The organism is Chloroflexus sp., assembly GCF_034431535.1.
In the GTDB taxonomy this organism is placed as follows: domain Bacteria; phylum Chloroflexota; class Chloroflexia; order Chloroflexales; family Chloroflexaceae; genus Chloroflexus.
In genome coordinates, this window is record NZ_DAOUDC010000074.1 from 1 (window position 1) to 21,831 (window position 21,831).

Below are 21,831 nucleotides of genomic sequence, written 5' to 3' on the forward strand. Positions count from 1 at the left end.
CTGCGTGTGGTGTGCGCGTTCCGAAGCGGCTCGCCGCGCGGTGGCACTCCTGCTCGTCGTGCGGTTGTGGGTTGCACCGTGACCATAACGCTGCGCTCACAAGCTTGCAGCAGGGGGGCCGCCTTCGGGGAGGCGCTGCCGTTGGGCGGGCTAAAAAACCGAGAACCCTGCCCCCTGTAGGGGCGGGAGTGTCAGTGGTACGTTTGTCATTCCACGTCCGCAGCGCGCTGCGATCAGCTTTTGGCAAAAGATTATCAGACCGCATCAGCGTGTGAGCGCTGGTTTCGCTAACGGTTGCGGGTGAACTCCCATAGCGGTTTGGCGTTGCTTATGCGTTGTTAACGCTCTCTGCCGGCGAGCAGCGGACCGACATGCATCTGTCGCATGCTGCGGCTAACCTCGTCTGCCCGCTACCTAACTTTCTTGTCACCTTCGAGGTGCTGATTTATTCATTGCTGGCACATTCTCACCTGCTATGCTCATAGTTGAGCCTTCTCTCCCCCATCATCATCGCGCTCACCCGTCGTTTGTTTCCCAATAGCACAATTGAACATAAGGAGCAGCTATGCGTTTATGGCGGTTTGTGGTTGCTGTGTTGGCAATCGGCTTGGTGATGGGTAGTATGCCGGTTATGAGCAGTGCTCGTACTCTGATTGCACCGGAAGCGGCAGCCGGTATTACGCTCAATAGCGTGGTTGGCAATAATGATGAGCGCATCAGTTTTACTGCGCCAGCCTTTGATGCGTTCGAGCCGGATGTGGCCTACAACCCGGTGACGAATCAGTACCTTGTGGTGTATGCTCGCCAGCGCGCTGGCGGCGGTACGAATGAGTTCGAGATTTATGGTCAGTTTGTCGATGCCGCTACCGGCACTTTGGTGGCTCCTGCTGCTTCCGGTGCGGAAGTGAGCGGCACCGCTTTCCGCATTAGCCGCAATGGCAATGATCTGTCTACCGATCCGTTTGATGCATATAGCCCGGCAGTAAGCTACAGCGCCCGTGATAATGTTTTTTTGGTGACGTGGACGGCTGACAATACGAATCCCCTGATCGATTGTAATGACCCGAGTGCTGGTCGGGCCGGTTATCGCGCCGGCGGCGCGTTCGAGATTTATGTGCAGGTGGTGGCGGCTGATGGCAATCTCTTGATCCGTGATGAGTGCGGTAATCCGAAAGATGATCGCATCTCGGAAATTAACGTCTTGTTCTATCGCACGAATTTCAGTGGTCGGAATCCGGATTGGGACGCCTTTTCGCCTGATGTGGCCTACAATAGCCAGAACGGTGAGTTTTTGATCTGCTGGTCGGATGATCGAGCAAATGGCTTTCTCTCGCAACCCTTTGCCGAGCAAGGGGGTGAGTTTGAGATCCGCTGCCAGCGTTTCTCGCTCGATCCTCATCCAACTCGTCGCTTTATCGGCCAGATTGGTTCCAACGACTTTCTGATCAGCCGGGCCGGCTTTGATGCCAGCGTGGCTGCTGATCGTCCCAACTACGATGCGGTGACGCCAGCGATTGCCTACAATAGCGTCGATAATCAATGGTTTGTGGTCTGGTCAGCCGATAATAACTCCAGCGGCGTCGAAGATGGCGAGTTCGAGATTTACGGGCAAGTGCTGGCTGCCGATGGCACGCAGGCCCACCTCTTGCCCGGTATCGGCAGTAACTATCGCGACGACCACCGGATCAGCCAAGTTGGTGAGACGACAGGTTGCACGAATGCCAATTGTGATGCCTATCGTCCGGCTGTTGCCCACAATCCTGACCGCAATCAGTATCTAGTGGTATGGTTTGGCGACAACACCAATGGCTTTGAAGAGGTGTATGCCAGTCTCCGGCAACCCACCGGCGCCGGTACGAGCGTCAGCGGGCAGCGGGTCAGTTTTAGCTCCAATGGCGTTGATAATCGCTTCAAGGGCCTCGATGTCGATGTGGCGTATGATGCCTTCAACCGTGAGTGGCTGGTGGTTTGGCGTGGCGATCCTGCTGTAAACGATCGCTTCGAGATCTATGGCCAGCGTTTTAATGCCGATACCGATGGCAGCGCGCCGTTGGCCCAAGTTGGCGGCGGCAACTTCCTGATCGGCAGCACGCCAGCGCTTGCGCCAAACGCATTTCAAGCCAGCACAAGCGGCTTAGCTCGCCCGCTGCCGGCTGGTGAAGCAGAAATTGCCAGCTCGACCACCTTCAATCCGGTCAACTGGCATCGCGTTTCGCCGCGTGTCGCTGCTACTGGCGCCGGTCGCTTTATGACGGTCTGGGCCAGCTATCTTAACGGCGTCGCCGCTGATCGCCAGTTTGAAGTCTTTGGCCGCCGCCTCAGCTTTGTGCCGCCAACGGTGCAATCGGTTGTACGCAGTGATGGGTCTGCGGTCGTGTTATTAAATAATGGCGATCTTGTCAATAGCCCGATCAACGATCTGAGTCTCACCTTTGCCGAATTGCTGCGCAATGGCGATAATCCGGCCAATTATCGCCTCGTGACCGGTGCCGCTGCCGCTTGTGCGAGCGCTTCCGGCAGTTTGATCAACCAAGTGCTTGTCAATGGCGCTACCACTACGATCATTCCAACCGCCCAACCCTTGCCCGATGACCAATACACCCTGATTGCCTGCGCCAATCTGACCAGCGTGAGCGGCATTGCACTGGGAAGCGATGTGGTTATTACATTCACGATTGATACCACGACGCCAGTGCTCGATCTGCTCGCCGATCAAACAGTCGCAGCGACTGGCCCTGATGGCGCTATTGTCAATTTCGCGGCCAGCGCCGCCGATGCGGTGTCAGGAAGCGTGCCGATAACGTGCGCGCCGGCAAGCGGCAGTCTCTTCCCGCTCGGCGAGACGACCGTGACCTGCACCGCGACCGACGCCGCCGGCAATACGGCCAGCGGCAGCTTTACGGTGACAGTCGTGGACACGACGGCCCCCACTCTGACATTGCCCGACAACCTGACCCGCGAGGCGACCGGCCCCGGTGGGGCAACGGTGACGTTCGCGGCCAGCGCCGCCGATGCGGTGTCAGGAAGCGTGCCGGTAACGTGCGCGCCGGCAAGCGGCAGTCTCTTCCCGCTCGGCGAGACGACCGTGACCTGTGCCGCGATCGACGCCGCCGGCAATACGGCCAGCGGTAGCTTTACGGTGACGATCACGCCGTCCGGTGCGCCACCAGTCGTGCCACGCTATAGTCTCTTTATGCCGATGGTCGTGCGCTAGCGTTTTCGCAAGCCAGTAGGCGGAAGGCGGCAGGGATACAGTACACTGTATCTTGCCGCCCTCCACCGGGAACGGTGTGCAGTACCCCTCCGTGTACACTTTTGCGTTAGGCCTTTGGCGCCAGCAGCCTGTGTTCAGCCAAAAATCGCTCGACCCGCGTTCGAAACGCATCAGGATTGCGCCACGCAATTAAATGGCCCGCCTCTGGTTCATACACAATGCGCGCGCCGCGAATGCCAACCGCAACTGCGCGAGCCTGTTCGTCAGGTACGAACGGATCCTTCCCGCCGTGAAAGATGATGGTTGGAACCTTAATCTGATCAAGACACGGCGTCACTAACGTCTCTTGCGCCGCCAAGTGCTCGATCACCGACTCGACGCCGGCATTGAGAATCGGCCACCAGTCAGCGCCATGTTGGCTGGCCATATACCGGTGCCAGCTCGGTGACATACTCGCGGTCGCATTGCGGTGTGCTTGGTAGGTCGCTGCCGTCACGCGGGCAAAGACTCCATCAAGGATGAGAGCGGCAATCAGATCAGGTCGAATGCAAACCGCATTGAGCGCGCTAATCCCGCCTGCGCTCATACCAAAGACGGGGACTGGCGCATGAAACAGACCAGCTAGCGCATCAGCAACTGCTTCACCCTGCATCGCAAAATAGCGTGTGGTGAAGAGATCCGGCGGACGCGCCGATCCGCCGTGGCCGAGCAAGTCAAATGAATAGACAGTAAATTCATCGGCGAAACGCTGCGCGAGACGCACTTGCGTTGCGGCGCTATAGGTGTTGCCATGGATTAACACAAACGGCGTGCCGTGACCGGCAATGAGATAGTGAAGTGGTCCGTAGCGTGTGGCAATTGTTGGCACTGTTGTTACTCCGCATCACTGAAATTGTTGCTGAAAATTGTAGGAATGTTTGAGACATTACAGTTATGTAATAATGTAAAAGTTAATTTTTGGTAGTACTCTAGTCCTGACTAAATATAGCTCAAAAAGTATTGGCAATGTAGCCAATCTATACTATAATTTGGTCAGTATTTACGTTTATGCTTTGTCGAGCCTTCCCCCAGATCACACACTCTTCGGGGCACGGTAAGGGAGAGATCACTATGCAACGTCGCATCACCATCGTGTTGCTGCTCATCTGGGCGGTTACATTAGCTCTGCCTGTGCTATCGTACCGCATTGCCAGCGCCGTTGAATTGCCGCCTGCCGGTTCGTCGTTCTACATCCAAACCTCCAGTCCAACCCGATCCTTGTCTATCGGTGATTGGTATACCAACCTAGCCGGTGGCAATGGCTACCACTACATTACCCTCCATGTGCCCTGCAACTGGAATCCCAACATTCCTGTGCATATTGATCTGTTTCATCCTGATCTGAACGGCACTGCGGGCAGCGGTGTCACTGATGAATTTGGCGGAACGATCAACGCCTCATACACGACTACATTTGAAGTCTATGCGGTAGGCACGCCGCTTAATCCGCCGACCCAACCAGCGCCGGGGGCGGCTGGTTCGTTGATCCAACAGACGTATAATCCTAACACGATTGGGCCGCAATGGACACGGTTGTACACGATTGCGGCACCGGTGACGTGTGGCGCGTATATTTTGCGCACCCAAACCGGCGGCAATGCCGATAATAGCTGGCGGTTGCGTTTCGGCACTGATGATGATAACAATCCCGCAACCCTTCCTCCGGCTAATTATGACAACCCTGACGGAATTGAAGGTACCGGCGATGAATTGCTGATTGGGTTGGCTAGCACCTCGTATCAACATGACAATACCACCGTCCAATGTCTCACCTTGCGCCAGTATATTACACCCGGCCAAGCCAGTGTCACGTTCAATAACTTTGATATGGACGGGCAAACACGCGTTCGGTATTATGCCCCCAGCGCCGCCTACGATCCGAATGCCTTGACTGGTGGCATTGCGGGAACACTTTCCAGCAATGCGGTGTGGAATAATGGCGTCGCGACTGTTCGTGGCGGTGATACGATTACCAATCCAGAACCGGGTTGGTGGCGGATTGTAACCTGCATTAATCGCAATAACCAATTTATTCAAGAGGGTCAAACAAACCTTCTCTCCTTCATCGAATTGCCGCCTGAGCCTGATATGACCATCGCTAAGGATGATGGTGTTTCAGTCACGGCTCCCGGCCAGACCCTGACCTACCAAATTCAGTTTTCCAATCAATCCAATCTGACGCGCGTGCCGCCAAATGCACGTCCCGGTGCGGCCTTCAACGTGGTGATTACCGATGCCATCCCATCCCAGACGACGTTCGTCGGATGTAGTATGAATGGGTTGAATGGTTCGTGCAGCGCAAGTGGTGGCGTGGTGACATTTACACTGACTGATCCGCTCGCTGCTGGCGCTAGCGGCACCGTGCTCGTGACGGTGCAGGTCAATGTCGGCGCTACCGGTTCGATCACGAATACTGCTACGTTGAACTATCGTGATCAATTGGGCAACCAGTATCCGCCAGTGTCGGCTTCTGATACGAATACGATTCCGCCCCAACCTTTGATGGCCCTGAGCAAGACGGATGGTTCGACGGTGACGGCGCCGGGGCAGACGCTGACCTATACGCTGGTGTTTACCAATACTGGGGTGGGAGAGGCGCGCAATGTGACGTTGACCGATACGCTGCCGGCCGGCGTGAGCTATCAGAGCTGCGCACTTGGCACATTGGCTGGGACGTGCAGCGCAAGTAGCGGGGTGGTGACGTTTACGCTGACTGATCCGGTCGCGGCGGGGGCGAGCGGCAGCGTCAGCGCGACGGTGCTGGTGACGGCGAGCGGGCCGGCGACGCTGACCAATACAGCGACGCTGAATTACACCGACAGTGCCGGCCAGAACTTGCCGCCAGTGTCGGCGTCTGATTCAACGGTCATTCCTGATAATGCTACCGTGCGCCTTACCAAGAGCGCCGCGATCTTCGTTGATGGGAATAACGATGGCTTGGCCGGCGCCGGTGATGTGATCGAGTATACCTTGATCTTGACCAATACTGGCCCGGCGGTAGCCCGGCAGATCGTGGTGTTTGATACGCCTGATACCAACACGACCCTCGTGATCGGCAGCGTGACCGCGACACCGCCGGCAGTCGTGACGCAGGGCAATAGTGCTGGTGATACTGCCGTGCAAGTGACGCTCTCGTCGCTGGATGTGAATGCCAATCTCACCATCACTTTCCGGGTGCAGGTGAATACGCCGTTGCCGAATAATGTTACCGAAATCGTGAATCAGGCAACGGCGAGCGGCGACAATACGCCAACTACCTCGAGCGATGATCCCACCACCACCACGCCTGATGACCCGACCCGACTGCGCACACCGCCACCCGAAGCCCCACCCACGGCGATTGAGTTGACCGAGTTCCGGCTGCTTCCGGTTACGGGTGGTTGGGAAATTCGCTGGACAACTGGCGTTGAGGTGAACACGAGTGTCTTTATGATTTATCGCTCAACCAGCGGGCGCGATAAAGCGTCGTTGTTAGCAGTGATACCTGCCCGTGGCAGTGCGGGCAACGGCGCTAGCTACAGTGTGATTGACCGTAGCGCGCCGGCTGGGTTTGATTATTCCTACTGGTTGGTGGAAATCGAGACCAATGGGGCGCAACATGAGTATGGCCCGTTACAATCTCGTGGTACGATAAGTCAACAGCACCAATACTTCATTCCGCTGATTGGGCGATGAGGGAGTAATACCATCATGAGACACGTCGTCTGGCGATTGTTGCTAATCGTGCTAGGAGGGGCTTTCTTACTCATAGCATTGCTGTCGTCGCCGCCGGTGATGGTCGGCGCTACACCGCCGTTGAATATTACCGAAACGAGTACTGCCGAACCGCCAACTCGTACGCCGACGAATACGCCCGTGGTTCCGCCAACCAACACACCAACGGGCACGCCCGTGGTTCCGCCAACGGATACGCCAACACCTGCCTTGCCGCCTGAGTCTCCCGGCTCCCAACCCGATTTGGTGCTCAATAAGACAGTCGCACCATCAGTAGTGCGGGTTGGTGATCAGGTGGTTTATACGCTCACTCTGAACAATATCGGTGGCGCGCCTGCGATTGATGTGACGATCGATGATCCATTGCCGGCCTTTTTACGCCTGATCGATGCGGGCGTTTCCAGTGGCGCTGCCCAAACCGCCGGTAATCGTGTGACGGTGGTAGTGCCGGTAGTGGCGCCGGGTGAGGTAGTGACAATTACGATTCGCGCTGAAGTGGTGGTCGAACCGTTGCCGCCGGATAATCGCAACGTGGCGGTGGCGCGCTCGGGTACAACCGAGATTACCACTGACAACAATACCAGCAGCACAACGGTGCTGCCGCCGGTGCCCGATCTGACCCTGGCTAAGTCAGTATCGCCGGCGGTGGCGCGTATTAGTGATCAAGTGGTCTATACCCTGACTATCGGGAATATCGGCGGCGCGCCGGCAACCGATATTACCCTTACTGATACGTTGCCGGCATCACTGCGCCTGCTCGGTGTGACGACCACTACTGGTACTGCCAGTGCTAGCGGCAATCAGGTAACGGTCACTGCGCCATCACTCGCTCCCGGCGAGACAATTATCGTACAGGTGACAGCCCAAGTGGTGGCACCGCTCGTTGCGCCGAATAATGTCAATACTGCTAGTGTGAGCACGAGCGATCGCGAGATTACCACTGATAACAATACCAGTAGCGCGACCCTCGGTTCACCGCCATCGTCCTTACCGCAAACCGCTGGCAATCCGGTTCGTCCGTTCCTGAGTTTGATCGGGTTAGCGCTGGTCATCATTGGCTTGGGCACGTTGTTGCAACGGCGCTCGTATCGTTAGGAATTGTACTCAGATGCGGCGTTTTCTGCTCTTCTTTCTCGCCTTTGCCGCTTTGCTTGCCTCGGCTGCGCCGGTAACGCTGGCGCAGCCGGTTGCCGGCTTGCTGTTGCAACCAGTTCCCGGTGGGGTCGAGGTGCGCTGGCAATTGACCAGTGCTCGTGAACCGCAGCGGTTTCTGCTCTACCTAGCTGATGGTGCGCCGGCAACGCCGCTCATCCGCGCGTTGCGTGATCAGCTATTGGCTGAACCGTTGCCGTCGCCGTCACTGCCGGCGCTGGAAGTTGATGGCGAACTCCGTTTGCCGTTACCGGCGTTTGTTCCCGCTCCACCTTCGGCGCCGCTCCGCTTGGTTGGCGAAGGGTTCCATCGCGGGGTTCGCTCGGCGCTCTACGAGATTGCTCCTCACTATCTGGCCGGCGATCAACCGCGTTTGGCACTCAGCCTTACTGCCTTTATCGCCGGTGCGTCGCTCACGTCGGTGACCGGCTCCTCGGTTCAGCTCGCCAGCGTGCCCGCGCCTGATCCGCTCGCTGCGCGCGATGCATGGACGATTGATGTCGCTGCCGAAGGTATTCAGCAGATTAGCGCCGATGCTTTGCGCGCGCTCGGTCTTGATCTGAATGTGGTGCCGCCTAATCGCTTGCGTCTCCAACGGGCCGGTCTGACCTTCCCATTGGAGGCGGTCACGAGTGGCGCAACGGTGACGGCCCTTCGTTTCTACGCGCCTTCCGCCGGCGATCGTTGGTCGGCGACCGACCGCTATTGGCTGACCATTGAACCAACCGTTACCGCGCTCATGGCGACGCGCGCTGCGCAGCCGCAAGCCGGCGATCAGCCGGCTGCCATTCACGTTGCCGGTGTCTGGCCGTCCGGTCTGCCAACCATCTACGAGTCGGCATTGGCCGGTTTCGATGGCGATCGCTTCTTTAGCCGCCAGCTCAATATCGTGGCTGGTGCTCCGGTTAGTGCTACGATAACGCTGGCCGCTCCTTTGCCGTTCGCCCCCGGCGGCCCGATGACGGTTACGCTTGAATTGGCGACACTGGTCAAGCATAGTGGCAACCACCGGCTTCACCTCGCTACTGCCGGCGGCTGGAGTGCCACCATCACGTGGAGCGGCTCAGGCATGCATCGCGCCACCGTCACCTTACCGGCGCCGGCGAGCGCTCTCACCCTCACCCTCGATCCGGTGGCTGGGATCGATCGCGTCTATCTTGATCGCATCTTCTTTGATGCGCCGGTGCAAGCGACCTTTTCTACGCAGGGAGCGATCGTTCAAGGCCAAGCCGGTCGTTTCGCCTATCCGTTGGCTGGCGCTGCTGCTGGCGTAGCCGTCTACGATATCACCAGTCCGCAGCAGCCGGTGCGCCTGACCTTCAACGGATCAGCGTTTGCCGATGATGCGCCGGCGCCGCGCCGCTATCTGATTACTGGTACGGCGACGCTCCATACTCCGGCAGTTGCCCGCCATCAGCCGGTTGATGTAGCCACGCCGCGCAATGCTCGTGCTATCTACATTGCCCCACGCGCTTTTCTGACGGCGCTCGATCCGCTGCTGGCCCGCCGGCAAGCGCAGGGGTGGGCGCCGGTTGCACTGGCGGTGGAGGATATCTTTGCCGGTTGGAGCGGCGGCGAGCCGGATCCGAACGCGATTCGCCAGTTTCTGCGCTATGCGACGGCAACGTGGTCTACCAAGCCGGAGGCGGTTATCTTGGTCGGTGATGGCAGTTCTGATCCGCGTAATTATCTCGGTCACGGCTGGCCAAGCCTGATCCCGCCCTATTTGGCTGTGGTCGATCCATGGCTGGGTGAAACGGCCTGCGAGACCTGTCTTGCCCAACTGGATGGCGAAGATCCGCTAGCCGAGAGCCTCTTCCAGCCTGATCTGTGGATCGGACGTCTGCCGGTTAAGACCGCAGACGAATTGCGCGCGCTGCTCGCCAAGCTGCTCGCGTATGAGCAGAGCAGTGGCGCGTGGCAGCGCCATGCGGTCTATTTGGCTGATAACCCCGATACTGCCGGCGATTTTGCCGCGTTGCTTAATGAGGCGATTGCGCTCCAGCCGGCCCAAACCAGCGCCACCCGCGTCTATTACGATCCGGCGGGGTCAGCCGGGCGGGTGGCTGATGCGGTAGCGGCCCGTGAGCAAGCCTTTGCCGCCTTCAACCAAGGTGCAGGTTTGTTCGTCTACGCCGGGCATGGGTTGCAGTTTCAGTGGGCCTTTACCCAAGTTGGGATTACCGATCCGTTTCTGCTCAATGTGGATACCGCGACCGATCTGCGCAACGCGCCGGCCCTGCCGGTGGTGCTGAGCATGACCTGCCTCACCGGCGCGTTCCAGCATCCGTCATTCCGTGGCACGACAATTGACGAAGCGATAGTACTGAACTCTGCCGGCGGCGCGATTGCCACGTGGAGTTCGAGCGGGTTTGGCGTGGCTTACGGGCATCGCCAGTTGTTACTCGGTTTCATCACCGCGCTGTGGGCTGCCGAACCACGGTCGCCGCTCGGCCAGTTTGTCGCTGCCGGTTATGCTAATCTTGCCGCCAGCGGCGAGTCGCGTGAGTCGCTGTACACGTTCTTGTTGCTGGGTGATCCGCTTACGCCTATCGCTGTCCGTCCATTGTATCAAGTGAATGTGCCGGTTGTGCTGCGGTAAGGCGCGTGTGTTACGGGTTCGTTGCCGGTGGTTCGGCGGGCGGCGGCGCTAGGGAAGGGAATCGTTGGCCGTCGCTGGTCGAGTCTGATCGACCTGTACCCACCCCACATACCGCGCATCGCCGGCCCGTACGAGTGCCTCATACCAAGCACCTTCGCGATTGAAGACAAAGACGCGGCTGTCTGCCGGTACACGTACCACCAGCCGCGCCGTCTCGGCTGGCCCGGCCCGCACTGCCGTCTCAGCGCTAGTGTAGAGGATGGGCCATTCGGGTGGCAACAATGCTGCACCATCGTTCGGATCGCGCTGTTTGAGGTAGCGCAGAATGCCTTCGGCGATCCCGCGCGCCGCCAGATCGGTCCGGGCCACAATAATCTCGCGGTCGGCAGCATTGGTCAGAAATCCCGTTTCGACAATGATGGCCGGCGTGGTGCGGGCGATCGCGTGGTTGTGGCGACGGTAATTAAAGGCGTAATAGCCACGCATGTTCACGGTGATGCCGTTCCGATCCTCTGGCAGGCCAGTAATAGCTCCATAGGTTGCGGCGACTGCGTCCAGCAACGCGCGGCTCGCTGCCGATGCCCGCCACGGTGTGGCGATCTTCCATCCCCGCGCTCCTTCTGCTGAACCATCGGCATGGATCGCTACGAACGCATCGGCGTCATACGCTGGCGGTACGGTGGCCGGCAGCAGATCAACGTCCACTCCCGCCGCGACCAGTATGTCGCGGACACGCACCGCAATTGCTTCATTCACCTGAGCTTCGGTAATTCCATTCCAGCGCGCTCCCGTCGAGGTGCGCAGGTGGGCCTGTTCCTCAGGCAGTTCGTGCGAGCGCAAGTGCCCGATCTGGATGCCCACGCGCGGTGGTGTGCCGGGCGGGCGCGGCGTCGGGGTTGGTGGCGCGCTTGGGGTTGCGGTTGGCGCTAGCAGCACTGCTTCCGCTATCGTATCACTCACCGGCAGCGGCACGGCTTGCGCCACTCGCGCTGGTGTTGCCGTTGGTGACGGCGGCTGGGCCGGCGAAGGCAGCGGCAATGGCGTCGCAGTAGGCGCGCTAACGGCCTCTCGTTCTGTCGTTTCTACTGGTGCGGGTACACACGCAGCTAGGATGAAGAAGTGAAGTAGAATAAGGCAAGTTATCAGTCGCATACGCGCATCATACCATTTCTGCGGCGATAGTTGGTAGAGAAATTGCTGAGAAATCCGGTACTGCGGCGTATCCGCGCTATGCTTTCCATGCGATGCCTGCGGCAATAAGGAGGAAGCTGCTATGTTAGTGGTGAAGGTGGGCGGCAGCGCCGGCAACGACTACGACGCGCTCTGTGACGATGTAGCTGCACGCTGGCAAGCCGGCGAGCGGCTAGTGCTCGTTCACGGCGGCTCGGATCAGACTAATCGCTTGGCCGAGGCGCTCGGCCATCCACCCCGGTTTGTCACCTCGCCGGGCGGCCATACCAGCCGTTATACCGACCGGCGCACGCTCGAAATCTTTCTGATGGCAACTGCCGGTCTGATCAACAAGCAATTGGTTGAACGGTTACAGATGCGCCGGGTGATGGCGTTGGGTCTGAGCGGTCTCGATGGCCGATTGCTGGAAGGCAAACGGAAATCAACCATTAGAGTAATCGAGCAGGGTCGCCAGATGATCTTGCGCGATGATTGGACTGGGATGGTCGAGCAGGTGAATGCGCCGCTCTTGCGCATGCTGCTCGATGCCGGCTATCTGCCGGTGGTAGCGCCGATTGCCTGTTCCACCGCCGGCGAAGCGGTCAATGTCGATGGCGATCGCGCCGCTGCCGCTATCGCCGCCGCGCTCGGCGCGCAGACGCTGATCCTGCTCTCGAATGTGCCCGGCTTGCTGCGCAACTTCCCCGATGAATCGTCCCTGATTACCCACATCCCGCGCACCGAGCTCGAAGCCAATATGGATTATGCCGCCGGGCGGATGAAGAAAAAACTCCTTGGCGCGCAAGAGGCGTTGGCCGGCGGGGTGCAGCGCGTTATTCTCGCCGATGCCCGGATTCCCGCCTGCATTAGCCATGCATTGGCCGGCGGCGGCACCCATATCGCTTGACCCTTGCGGAGTGCGGCAGTCTCACTGCCGCGCGCTTCTGGAATGCGGCAGTATGACCGCCGCATTCCAAAAAACCAATTCTACACCCCCCCTCCCACGCCAGTGGGAGCGGGGCCGGGAGTGCGGGAACCATCGCTCCCTCCCCCCAGTGGCTTCAAGGGCGGACAGAACATGTGTTCCGGCATATGCTACGTCCACCGTATCGGAATGGAGCACAACCACCAGGCTGGTATTGCTACCCACCATCTACCAAGGATGCCACCGCATGCGTACCACGATACGCCATTTTACCCGAGCTGTCGCCTCGTTGTTCCGTCACAGTAGCGTTCTCATGCCGCACCGTCCGCGCCAACGGTTGGTGTTTCTGACTATGAGCATCCTCCTCCATTGCTCGCTCGTGCTGCGCCGGATGGTAAGCACCCAAGCATACCTGACGCCCCAGACGACGTGCGCAGCCAGTCACGAACGCCGGCTGCGGCGGATCCTGAACGATCCGCTGCTGCCGTGAGAACGGAGCGATGCGCCGGTGGTGCGTGCGCAGTTGCGGCGGAGTCGAGCGCATCGCTGGGTCGTGCTCATCGATGAAACCGCCCAAGCAGCCCATCTGCGGGTATGGACGTCCGCACGCTGGGATCGTGGACGGGCCATTCCGCACGCATGGATCTGCTGGCCGCGACCGACCCGCCCGTTGGTCGCGGATTGGGAACGCTGGCGCACCTGCGCGATCCGTGGCGCACGTGCTGCCACCGAACGCTGCCGTCGTGGTGGTGGCCGACCGTGCGGTTGGTTGTCCCGCCTTCACCGACCACGTCGCGGCCCACGGGTGGGATGGGGTGGTTCGGGTGCAAGGCCAGCCCCGCTGGCAGGATCGCCACGGACGGATTCACCCGATCCGCATGCCGATCCGTTCCGCTAGCGAGCGCTGGAAAGGGGCTGGGCAGGTGTTGAAAGCTGCTGGATGGCGTCCCGCGAGGATTGTGGCGCGGTGGGGAACGGTGCAGCAGCAACCGCTGCTGATGGTGTGCAGGCTGCCGGTGAGCTAGGAGCTGTTCGCACTCTATCGGCAGCGGGCAGCGATTGCAGCGTTGTTCCGGGACTGGCAGTCGAGCGGATGGCGGTGGGAAGCCAGTCAGGTCGCGACCGCGCCCATCAGGAATGCCTCGTGCTGGGAGTGGCGATGGCGACGCTGATCACCTTGGCCGTGGGGACGCATGCCGCAACCCATGGAGCGCCGCCGCCGAAGCGGGTCAGGAGCCGCCGCAGTGGGATAGGCGGCCATCGGCTGTTCCGTTGGGGACGGGAAGCCTGCTGGCAGCGGCTGGGGCGGAATGAACGCACCCTGATCTGCTGGGATCTGGTGGGGTTGGATCGGGTGCCATGGTCTGCGGAAGCCCGCGCACGGCATGCACCTGCTGGTACTAGGATTCGCTAACGCAGCATTGTTGAGATACTGCATCCTGATGAGATGGAGAAACGGAGCGCTCATATGTTCTATCCGCCCCTCAACCCCAGCGGGAGGGCAATGCAATCCTCACCTCCAGTCCCGTTCATATTGGCGCGGGAGCGGGGCGGGGGCGCTCGGGGTTTCGCGCAATTGTGCCTTTCCCGCCAACCACGCGGCTCCTCCTCTCCTACCTGACGATGGGAACTGGGGCTGGGGGTGAGGGCCAACGCCAAAGGCGCAGAGAGGACAAAGGCGCAAAGGATGTGAACGCAAAGGCGCGAAGGGCGCCAAGAACGCAGAGGGATAAAACGCACGGGCGCAGAGGATGCAAAGGTTTTTGGGATGGTGATCATCCTCCGCGTTCTCTGCGGTAAAAAAGCACTCACCCCTAGCCCCGCTCCCACTGGCATGTGGCCCCACCCCCGACCCCTCCCCCGCTGGGAGAGGAGCAACCCACGCCCTCCGCCCCGCTCCCACTGGCATGTGGCCCCCACCCCCGACCCCTCCCCCGCTGGGGGAGGGGCAACCTTCACCCCTTGTCCCGCTCATATTGGCGCGGGAGAGGGAGCGGAAAGCTAAGCGTTGAGGCATTGTACAGCGATCAACAGTTGTCCGCAATCACATGTGCTGTCTGCCCCATCCTAGCCTACGCGGGCACCGCAACTTGGGCAGAAGATCGCGGTGGTCGGCATCTGAAACCTGCACTGCGGGCACGTCTTGGGGCCGGCAGCGGTTGGCGGAGCTTCGCTGATCGGTACTGATTGCACGGTAGGCGCTGGCGGCGGAGTGACTGAGGTTGGTTCGATATAGACCTCATTCTGCGCCTGTTTGAGTTCTTCTTCGCGGGCAACCAGCATGGCGCGAAGCTGGTCAAGCGCAGCCGCTAGCTCGGCGAGGGTGGGGGCATGGATCTGGCCGGCCCGTTGCAGATCATAGGCGCGTTGGCCTAGCTCCATCAGCTTCTGATCGATCTGACGGCGCAGATCGTTAATCTCGCCTTGCAAGCGGGTCGTCTTCTGAAACTTCTCGGCCTCGAATTTGGCCCGATCGCCGACTTGCGAAATGGTTTTACTCAGTTGATCGAGCAACCCCATTACTCTCTCCTTTCCATCGTTTCGCGCTGGCTTTATTGTAGCATGCGGCGCAACGCTCTTACCGGTTTGACGATCACGACCGTTATCTGGATGCAACGCAGAGCAACGATGCTATGTCGTAGTCCTAGGGTAAAATCAACCCGTTGTACTATAGACGGCGGGCGCAGCATTGCTCTACGATAGCAGTGACGTAGCCATCGTCCTGAACGCCGTGAGGTCTGCCGTGACAGCAATTATGCTTCAAACCCCACCCATCGATCCCCTCAACCAGATCATCACGCTGCTCGATCAATTGCGCCATCGGTTGCCGTTTGCCGAAGAAGAGCTGGTGCATCATACCCAGCTCCAAGCAGTCTTGGCTGAACAGCAAGAGCAGAGCGCGGCAGCGCTAGCGGCGTGGCGGGCAGCATTAGCGGTGCGGTGGGAGTGTGAGGTGCGGGCACAGCGCTTATATGCCCAAGTGCGCCGGCAGGTGATCGAGGTGGTTGGCGCTGATGAGCCATACCTGCACCTGTTTGAACCCGACTCGGCGGCGGGGGCGCTGACGGCGAATGATCTGCTCAACAGTTTGCGCCGGCTGGCCGCAGTGCTCGGTCTGATGCATCCGCAACCACCTTTTGCTGAGCAGGCGTTGGCCGAGCTGGCAACGATGTCGGCCGAGTTGCAAGCGGCGATTACCCGGACTGAACAGTGTGAGGAAGAGCGGCGGCGGGTGCAAGCCGAGCAGCGCCTCTTGCTGGAATTGTGCCATCGCTCGTACCGGCGCACGCGCCACCGGATCGCTGAACACTTGCGAGGGTAGTTTTACACTGCCGGCACTTCGGGCGCGAGTTGCGCAATTTCACGGCGCAGTTGATTGATGCGGGCGATAGTGTTGCGCTGGTTGCCGACACCGGTGGCAAGGTGGTGTTTCTTGTGGGCCAGTTCAGCGCACGCTTCGTAGAAGCGGCGGGCAGCGACGCTGCGCGTCCGATTGCGAAGTTGGCCGCTGAACGATTTGGCTGCGGCGTAATGCGCCGGCGAGATGATGCCGGCAGTGACCTCTTCGGCCAAGTAGGCGGCAATGTGATGCTGTTCGCGCCGGATTTCCCAGATCACTAACCCCAAAACGACGACCCACGTTGACCAGTCAACCAGCAGCGTGAGACCAAGGCCGGTTAAGCCGAATTCGCCAGCCAAAAAGACCGCCATAGTATTGTGCAGGGCGTGGAGGCAGATGGCGAGCAGCCAGCCGGCAAAGGGCGAGATGATGCGCACGATTCGGTTGGGGTGTAGGCGGGACATCGCTAACCCTAAGCCAATCCATGCGGTGTAGACGGCGTGGCCCCAGCCGCCTAAAATCACTCTCAGCACAAAGAGCGCGATGAGACCGCCAAACCCATCTTCGGTATAGCCGAAAAAGTAGAGGTAAAGCAGGTTTTCGGTGGCGGCAAAGCCGAGCGCCGTAATCGCCGCATAAAGTATGCCATCGAGGCGCGAGTCGAACTCTTCGGGGAAGGCGAGCATAATGATCACGACAGCAATCCCCTTGAGGCTCTCTTCGACGAGCGGCGCAAGCAAGGTGGCGCCGGCCACTTCTGCCGAGGCTTCACCGATAAAGGTCGCTAACGACGCTTGGGCTATGCCCGTCCAGACAATCGCGCCCAAGGTAGCGACGAACGCGCCCCACAGAAACGCGCCGAACAGCAAGCGGCGCGGCTCTTTTTCAAACCGGTCGAGCCAATAGGCGATACTGGCATAGATGAAGGCCGGCACGAAGCTCAGTATGGCAGCGGCAACGAACCCGATCATAGCGACTCCTCAAGGGCAGGTTATGTGGTGGTGTGGGCCGAGCAGGGTGGCATCTCTCACCGCCAACCCCCTTCCTTCCAGCATGTAGGGGCGGACAGAGCATCTGGTCGCGTCCAACCGTTGTTCGCAGTGCGATGCCTCAAAGTCTGGTTCTGCGCTCCCCTCTCCTGCGCCAGTAGGAGCGGGGCTGGGGGTGAGGGTACATCAGCGCATCGCAACGCCCTCAACCACATCTGCATTCACGTGTTCTATCCACCCTTGAACCTTCCGGCAGGCGAGGGGTTGGGGAAGGAACTAACATGAGGGTGTTACCCAACCCATCACTGATTGAACCCTTACAAGACCCCTTTCGTGCTCGGCACTGCACCGCCGAGGCGCGGCTCGATGCGGGTGGCGGCATCGAGCGCACGCCCACAGGCTTTGAACAGCGCCTCGATCTTGTGGTGGTCATTGCGCCCGTACAACACTTGGGCGTGCAGGTTGAAACGGCCATGAAAGGCGATGCTCTCGAAGAGGTGTGCGATCAGGTCGGTGCCGAGCTGGCCTACGCGGGGCGTGACAAACTCGGCCTGCACCACGCAGTAGGGCCTGCCGCCGAGATCGATCGCCACCAATGCCAGCGCTTCATCCATCGGCACGAAGCTATGGGCCGTGCGGACGATGCCGGCGCGCGCGCCGAGGGCCTGATCGATAGCGCGGCCCAAACAGATGCCCACATCTTCGGCGGTATGGTGCTCGTCAACGTGGAGATCGCCGTGAGCGCGGACGGTAAGGTCAAACAGGCCGTGGCGCGCCCATAAGGTGAGCATGTGATCAAGAAACCCGATTCCGGTCTGGACATCAGCCTGCCCGCTGCCATCGATCGTCAGGGTCAGCGAAATGCTGGTCTCGCCGGTGACGCGATCGACGGTAGCGTGCCGGATTTCACTCACTGCGCTGTTGGCTTCGCTCACTGCTGAATCCTTCTGGGTAGCGGCGGCGCAACTTCTCGATATTGGCCGCCATCACTGCGCCGAGCGATATATCAAGGGTATCGCAGGCCAGCGCCACGTACCACAACACATCGCCCAACTCTTTAATGAGGGCCTCGCGGTCGAGCGGGTGGCCGTGGAAGAGGTGCTTTTTCACCGTATCGGCAAACTCGCCGGCTTCGCCATTGAGACCAAGCGCAGCGTTGGTAAGCCGCTCTTGGGGTGACAGGCCGGCGGCCAAGGTGCGCATGGCCAAGCGCTGATATTCGTCAGCGTTCATGCGTGTTCCTCGCCAGTGATCAACGCTAATAATTCGGGCAAGACGTGGCGGTTACTGCCAATGCCTTCGTGATTATAGATCGTCGGCGCGCCTTGCCAATCGGTATAGGCGCCGTCGGCCTCGACCAGAACCGGCAAGAGTGCGGCGGCATCCCACACGTTCATCTGCGGATCGAGCGCAACTTCGGCGCGACCGGTGGCTACCAGCACATAGCCGTAGCAATCGCCCCACGTGCGGAACAGACCGGCGCGGCGCACGATACGCTGGAAGGCTTCGGCACGGCCATACTGCTCGTAGCCGTGGGCAATCGTGCCGACGACCAGACTCTCGCGCAGCGACGAGACATTGGAAACGCAGCACGGCTGGCCATTCCACGTACACCCTAAACCCTGCGCTGCCGAGACCATTTCGCCGAGGGCAGGGATATGGATTACGCCGAGCACCGGCTCGCCGTCGCGGAGCAGGCCGATCAGGACGCCGTACAACGGCACGCCGCGGACAAAGCTCTTGGTGCCGTCGATGGGGTCGAGCACCCAGCGGAAGGTGGCGTGTTCGCTCCCGCTCAGACCATCTTCTTCGCCGAGCACCGCGTGATCGGGGTACGCGGCGGTAATCGCAGCGCGCAGATAGCGTTCGGCCTCGCGGTCGGCAATCGTCACCGGTGATTCGTCGGCTTTGCGTTCAATCGTGACACCCTGCTGGAAATAGCGCAGCGTGATCTGACCGGCTTCGTGAGCGAGCTGGCGGGCAAACACCAGCATGGGTTCGAGCGATGCAGTCATTGCGACACCTCGGCGAGGGTAGTGAGGAGGGCATCAGTGTGGGCGGGGGCGCCAACGCTGATGCGGATATAGCCATCGAGCAACGGAGTGCAGTAGTGGCGCACCAGCACGCCGCGCCGTTCGAGTGCGAGCTTGAGTTCGCGGGCATCGCGCCCTTCAACCCCGCAGAGGATAAAGTTAGCGGCGCTGGGGAAGGGGGTCAGGAAAGGGAAGGTTTGCAAATGGGCAAAGAGCCGTTCGCGTTCGGCGACGATGGCTTGGACGCGCTGGTGCAATTCGGCGACCGCTTCGAGCGAAGCGATCGCAGCAGCTTGGGCAGCCACCGAGACGTTATACGGCTGCTTAATCTTCCAGAGCTGCTCGATCAGCCAGCGCGGGAAGAGGCCATAGCCAACCCGCAAACCGGCCAAGCCGGCCCACTTGCTAAAGGTGCGCAAAATCGCCAGATTGGGGTAATGGTCGAGCAAATCGCTCGCGCCAACCGGCAAGCGACCCGGTTCGGCAAACTCGACATACGCCTCATCAACCACCACTAGCAGCGGCAATTCGAGGATGCGCAACAGATCGGCGCGCGGCAGTGGGTTGCCGGTAGGGTTGTTGGGGGCAGTAAGGAAAATCGCCTTGGCGCCTTGGGCAGCCGCCCGCTCGATCGCCGGCAGATCGAGGCTAAAATCAGACCGGCGGGGAACGGTGATCACCCGCCCGCCGCAGATCCCGGCATCAAAGCGGTACATACCGAAGGTGGGAGGGCAGTCAATGATCGCATCGCTGGGGTTGATGATCAAGCGCAACACCAAATCGATCAGCTCATCGGCGCCGGCCCCGCAGAGAATCTCCTCGGAGGGGCGGCCCGTGTAGCCGGCCAGCGCCGCACGCAGCGCGGTGTGTTCAGGGTCAGGATAGATATGGTAGGTGGCGGTATGCTGTAACGCCGCTAATGCCGCCGGCGCGGGGCCATACGGATTTTCGTTCGCGTCAAGCTTGACAATCCGCTCAATTGGCAAGCCAAGGCGCTCAGCGAGCACTTCGAGCGGCACAATCGGGGTGTATGCTTCGAGATTGGCAATCTCAGGACGGATAAGGCCGGGCAAAACGGGCATCATAATGATTGCTTTTGGTGAATATTCTGAACTCGTCTTCGGCGAGTATGATACCACAGGCGCGGCGGCTGCGTGGTATAATTCAAACCCTGAATACTTGCATTGAGGGAGGGACGCCATGACCCCGCGAGCACTGGATCGGCGCGCAGCGTTGCGGGCCGAGCTGCTCGGTCTGGTGCGCGAGCATGTGCCAGATGAAGCAATTGAAGCGCAGATCGAGGCGCTGCTGGCCGAGGTGCTGGCCGACGAACCGGCAGTGGAACCGCAGACAGTAGCGCACGATCAGCAGCCGCCTGATCAGCGCATTGTCGTCACCGGGATGGGAGTCATCTCGCCGTTTGGGGTTGGCGTCAAGCCGTTTTGGGCCGGATTAGCGGCGGGACGGAGCGCAATCGGGCGGATCACCTCTTTCGATCCGAGCGGGTATCCATGCCAGCTCGCCGGCCAAGCCAACGACTTTCAGCCGCAGGCATTTATGGATGCGAAAGAGGCGCGGCGGATGTCGCGGGCTAGCCAAATGGCGGTGGCGGCAGCGCGGATGGCGGTCGAGCATGCCCAGTTGCCACTGGAACGGATGGCCCGCGATGAGATTGGCGTCTTGATCGCGAGCGGCACAACGTCAATGCCTGATGTTGAACAAGCGGCGACAACGCTTGTCCAGCGTGGGGGCATGAAGATCAGTCCGTTCTTTATTCCAGCGGCACTGCCCAATATGCCTTCGAGTCAAGTCGCGATTCAGCTTGGGTTGCGCGGCTACACGACATCAATCTGCACTGCTTGCGCGGCAGGGGCACAGGCGATCGGCGAGGCGGCGGAAGTGATCCGGCGTGGCGATGCTGAGGTGATGCTGGCCGGCGGGGCCGAAGCGCCGATCACGGCGCTGAGTTTGGGGGCCTTCTGCGTGTTGCGGGCACTGAGCACACGCAGCAACGATATGCCAGAGCGAGCCTCGCGCCCGTTTGACGCACTGCGCGACGGGTTTGTGCCTGGGGAAGGCGCGGCGGTGCTGGTGTTGGAACGGCTGAGCAGCGCGCAGCGGCGTGGCGCGCCGATCCTCGCCGAGCTAATCGGGTATGGGGTCTCGGCGGATGCCTATCATGTGACCGCACCCGATCCCGATGGCGAAGGGGCAGCGTTGGCGATGCGGCGGGCTTTGCAGCATGCCCGGCTAGCGCCGCAGCAAGTTGACTACATCAACGCCCATGCCACCAGCACACCGGCTGGCGACATCGCCGAGACGCGGGCAATCAAGCATGTGTTTGGCGAATATGCCTACAGCGTGCCAATCAGCTCGATCAAGTCGATGATCGGCCATCTGACCGGCGCGGCGGGTGCGGTCGAAGCGGCGGCAACGATCCTCGCCCTGCACCACGGTCTGATTCCGCCAACGATCAACCTCGAACATCCCGATCCGGAGTGTGATTTGGATTATGTGCCGAACGTTGCTCGCCCGGCAGCGTTGCAAGTAGCGATTTGCAATTCGTTTGGGTTTGGTGGAGTGAATGCGGTGCTCGCCTTCCGCAAGCTGCTATGATCCAACACCGGTTGGTTGACGCAGCAGGAGAGCCGCA

At 60.2% G+C, this 21,831-nt stretch carries 18 protein-coding genes; 10 read left to right on the forward strand and 8 right to left on the reverse strand.

Features of this window, described 5'->3' with window-relative positions:
* Positions 1-565: 565 nt before the first annotated feature.
* Entirely contained in the window at positions 566-3,214 is a 2,649-nt protein-coding gene (locus U9R61_RS18385) for an HYR domain-containing protein (protein WP_322490268.1), read from the forward strand.
* Positions 3,215-3,320: 106 nt separating this feature from the next.
* On the opposite strand, the gene U9R61_RS18390 is transcribed toward U9R61_RS18385, so the two are convergent.
* On the reverse strand, positions 3,321-4,082 hold the full coding sequence (locus U9R61_RS18390) for an alpha/beta hydrolase (RefSeq protein WP_322490269.1): 762 nt from the start codon (positions 4,080-4,082) through the stop codon (positions 3,321-3,323).
* Positions 4,083-4,324: 242 nt separating this feature from the next.
* Here U9R61_RS18390 and U9R61_RS18395 point away from each other — a divergent pair, with 242 nt between their 5' ends.
* The 3 genes from U9R61_RS18395 to U9R61_RS18405 are packed head-to-tail and all read left to right on the forward strand — an operon-like array spanning position 4,325 to position 10,721.
* Positions 4,325-6,928, forward strand: coding sequence for a hypothetical protein (locus U9R61_RS18395; protein ID WP_322490270.1), 2,604 nt, complete (start codon positions 4,325-4,327; stop codon positions 6,926-6,928).
* A 15-nt stretch (positions 6,929-6,943) separates the two neighbouring features.
* Positions 6,944-8,062: a DUF11 domain-containing protein gene (locus U9R61_RS18400; protein ID WP_322490271.1), complete on the forward strand. Its 1,119-nt coding sequence runs from the start codon at positions 6,944-6,946 to the stop codon at positions 8,060-8,062.
* Positions 8,063-8,075: 13 nt separating this feature from the next.
* Positions 8,076-10,721, forward strand: coding sequence for a C25 family cysteine peptidase (locus tag U9R61_RS18405; RefSeq protein ID WP_322490272.1), 2,646 nt, complete (start codon positions 8,076-8,078; stop codon positions 10,719-10,721).
* A 48-nt stretch (positions 10,722-10,769) separates the two neighbouring features.
* Here the strand turns inward: U9R61_RS18405 and U9R61_RS18410 are convergent, their stop codons facing one another.
* Complete coding sequence (locus U9R61_RS18410) at positions 10,770-11,873, reverse strand: N-acetylmuramoyl-L-alanine amidase (RefSeq protein WP_322490273.1); 1,104 nt, start codon at positions 11,871-11,873, stop codon at positions 10,770-10,772.
* Positions 11,874-11,994: 121 nt separating this feature from the next.
* On the opposite strand from U9R61_RS18410, the gene U9R61_RS18415 reads away from it, so the two are divergent.
* The 4 genes from U9R61_RS18415 (at position 11,995) to U9R61_RS18430 (ending at position 14,230) form a co-directional block, all read left to right on the forward strand.
* Positions 11,995-12,798, forward strand: coding sequence for a [LysW]-aminoadipate kinase (locus tag U9R61_RS18415; protein WP_322490274.1), 804 nt, complete (start codon positions 11,995-11,997; stop codon positions 12,796-12,798).
* A 265-nt stretch (positions 12,799-13,063) separates the two neighbouring features.
* Positions 13,064-13,306 (forward strand): hypothetical protein, encoded by a 243-nt coding sequence (locus U9R61_RS18420; protein WP_322490275.1) that lies wholly within the window; start codon positions 13,064-13,066, stop codon positions 13,304-13,306.
* Positions 13,307-13,535: 229 nt separating this feature from the next.
* Entirely contained in the window at positions 13,536-13,841 is a 306-nt protein-coding gene (locus U9R61_RS18425; RefSeq protein WP_322490276.1) for a hypothetical protein, read from the forward strand.
* Entirely contained in the window at positions 13,784-14,230 is a 447-nt protein-coding gene (locus tag U9R61_RS18430) for a hypothetical protein (RefSeq protein ID WP_322490277.1), read from the forward strand. The genes U9R61_RS18425 and U9R61_RS18430 overlap by 58 nt, the downstream gene beginning before the upstream one ends.
* A 653-nt stretch (positions 14,231-14,883) precedes the next feature.
* On the opposite strand, the gene U9R61_RS18435 is transcribed toward U9R61_RS18430, so the two are convergent.
* Positions 14,884-15,336 (reverse strand): zinc-ribbon domain-containing protein, encoded by a 453-nt coding sequence (locus U9R61_RS18435; RefSeq protein WP_322490278.1) that lies wholly within the window; start codon positions 15,334-15,336, stop codon positions 14,884-14,886.
* Between the two features lie 235 nt (positions 15,337-15,571).
* Here U9R61_RS18435 and U9R61_RS18440 point away from each other — a divergent pair, with 235 nt between their 5' ends.
* Positions 15,572-16,138 carry a hypothetical protein gene (locus U9R61_RS18440; protein WP_322490279.1) on the forward strand — a complete coding sequence of 189 codons (567 nt, stop codon included), beginning with the start codon at positions 15,572-15,574 and terminating at the stop codon, positions 16,136-16,138.
* Positions 16,139-16,140: 2 nt separating this feature from the next.
* Here the strand turns inward: U9R61_RS18440 and U9R61_RS18445 are convergent, their stop codons facing one another.
* The 5 genes from U9R61_RS18445 to hisC form a co-directional block, all read right to left on the reverse strand.
* Positions 16,141-17,127 (reverse strand): PrsW family intramembrane metalloprotease, encoded by a 987-nt coding sequence (locus U9R61_RS18445; protein ID WP_322490280.1) that lies wholly within the window; start codon positions 17,125-17,127, stop codon positions 16,141-16,143.
* Between the two features lie 335 nt (positions 17,128-17,462).
* On the reverse strand, positions 17,463-18,080 hold the full coding sequence (hisB, locus tag U9R61_RS18450) for an imidazoleglycerol-phosphate dehydratase HisB (protein WP_322490281.1): 618 nt from the start codon (positions 18,078-18,080) through the stop codon (positions 17,463-17,465).
* Complete coding sequence (locus U9R61_RS18455; RefSeq protein WP_322490282.1) at positions 18,052-18,378, reverse strand: nucleoside triphosphate pyrophosphohydrolase family protein; 327 nt, start codon at positions 18,376-18,378, stop codon at positions 18,052-18,054. Before U9R61_RS18455 ends, hisB begins: the two co-directional genes overlap by 29 nt.
* Entirely contained in the window at positions 18,375-19,160 is a 786-nt protein-coding gene (locus tag U9R61_RS18460) for an inositol monophosphatase family protein (RefSeq protein WP_322490283.1), read from the reverse strand. The genes U9R61_RS18455 and U9R61_RS18460 overlap by 4 nt, the downstream gene beginning before the upstream one ends.
* Positions 19,157-20,263, reverse strand: a complete 1,107-nt coding sequence (gene hisC / locus U9R61_RS18465; protein WP_322490284.1) for a histidinol-phosphate transaminase — start codon at positions 20,261-20,263, stop codon at positions 19,157-19,159. The genes U9R61_RS18460 and hisC overlap by 4 nt, the downstream gene beginning before the upstream one ends.
* A gap of 115 nt (positions 20,264-20,378) precedes the next feature.
* Here hisC and fabF point away from each other — a divergent pair, with 115 nt between their 5' ends.
* Positions 20,379-21,794, forward strand: a complete 1,416-nt coding sequence (gene fabF, locus U9R61_RS18470) for a beta-ketoacyl-ACP synthase II (protein ID WP_322490285.1) — start codon at positions 20,379-20,381, stop codon at positions 21,792-21,794.
* Positions 21,795-21,831 lie beyond the last annotated feature (37 nt).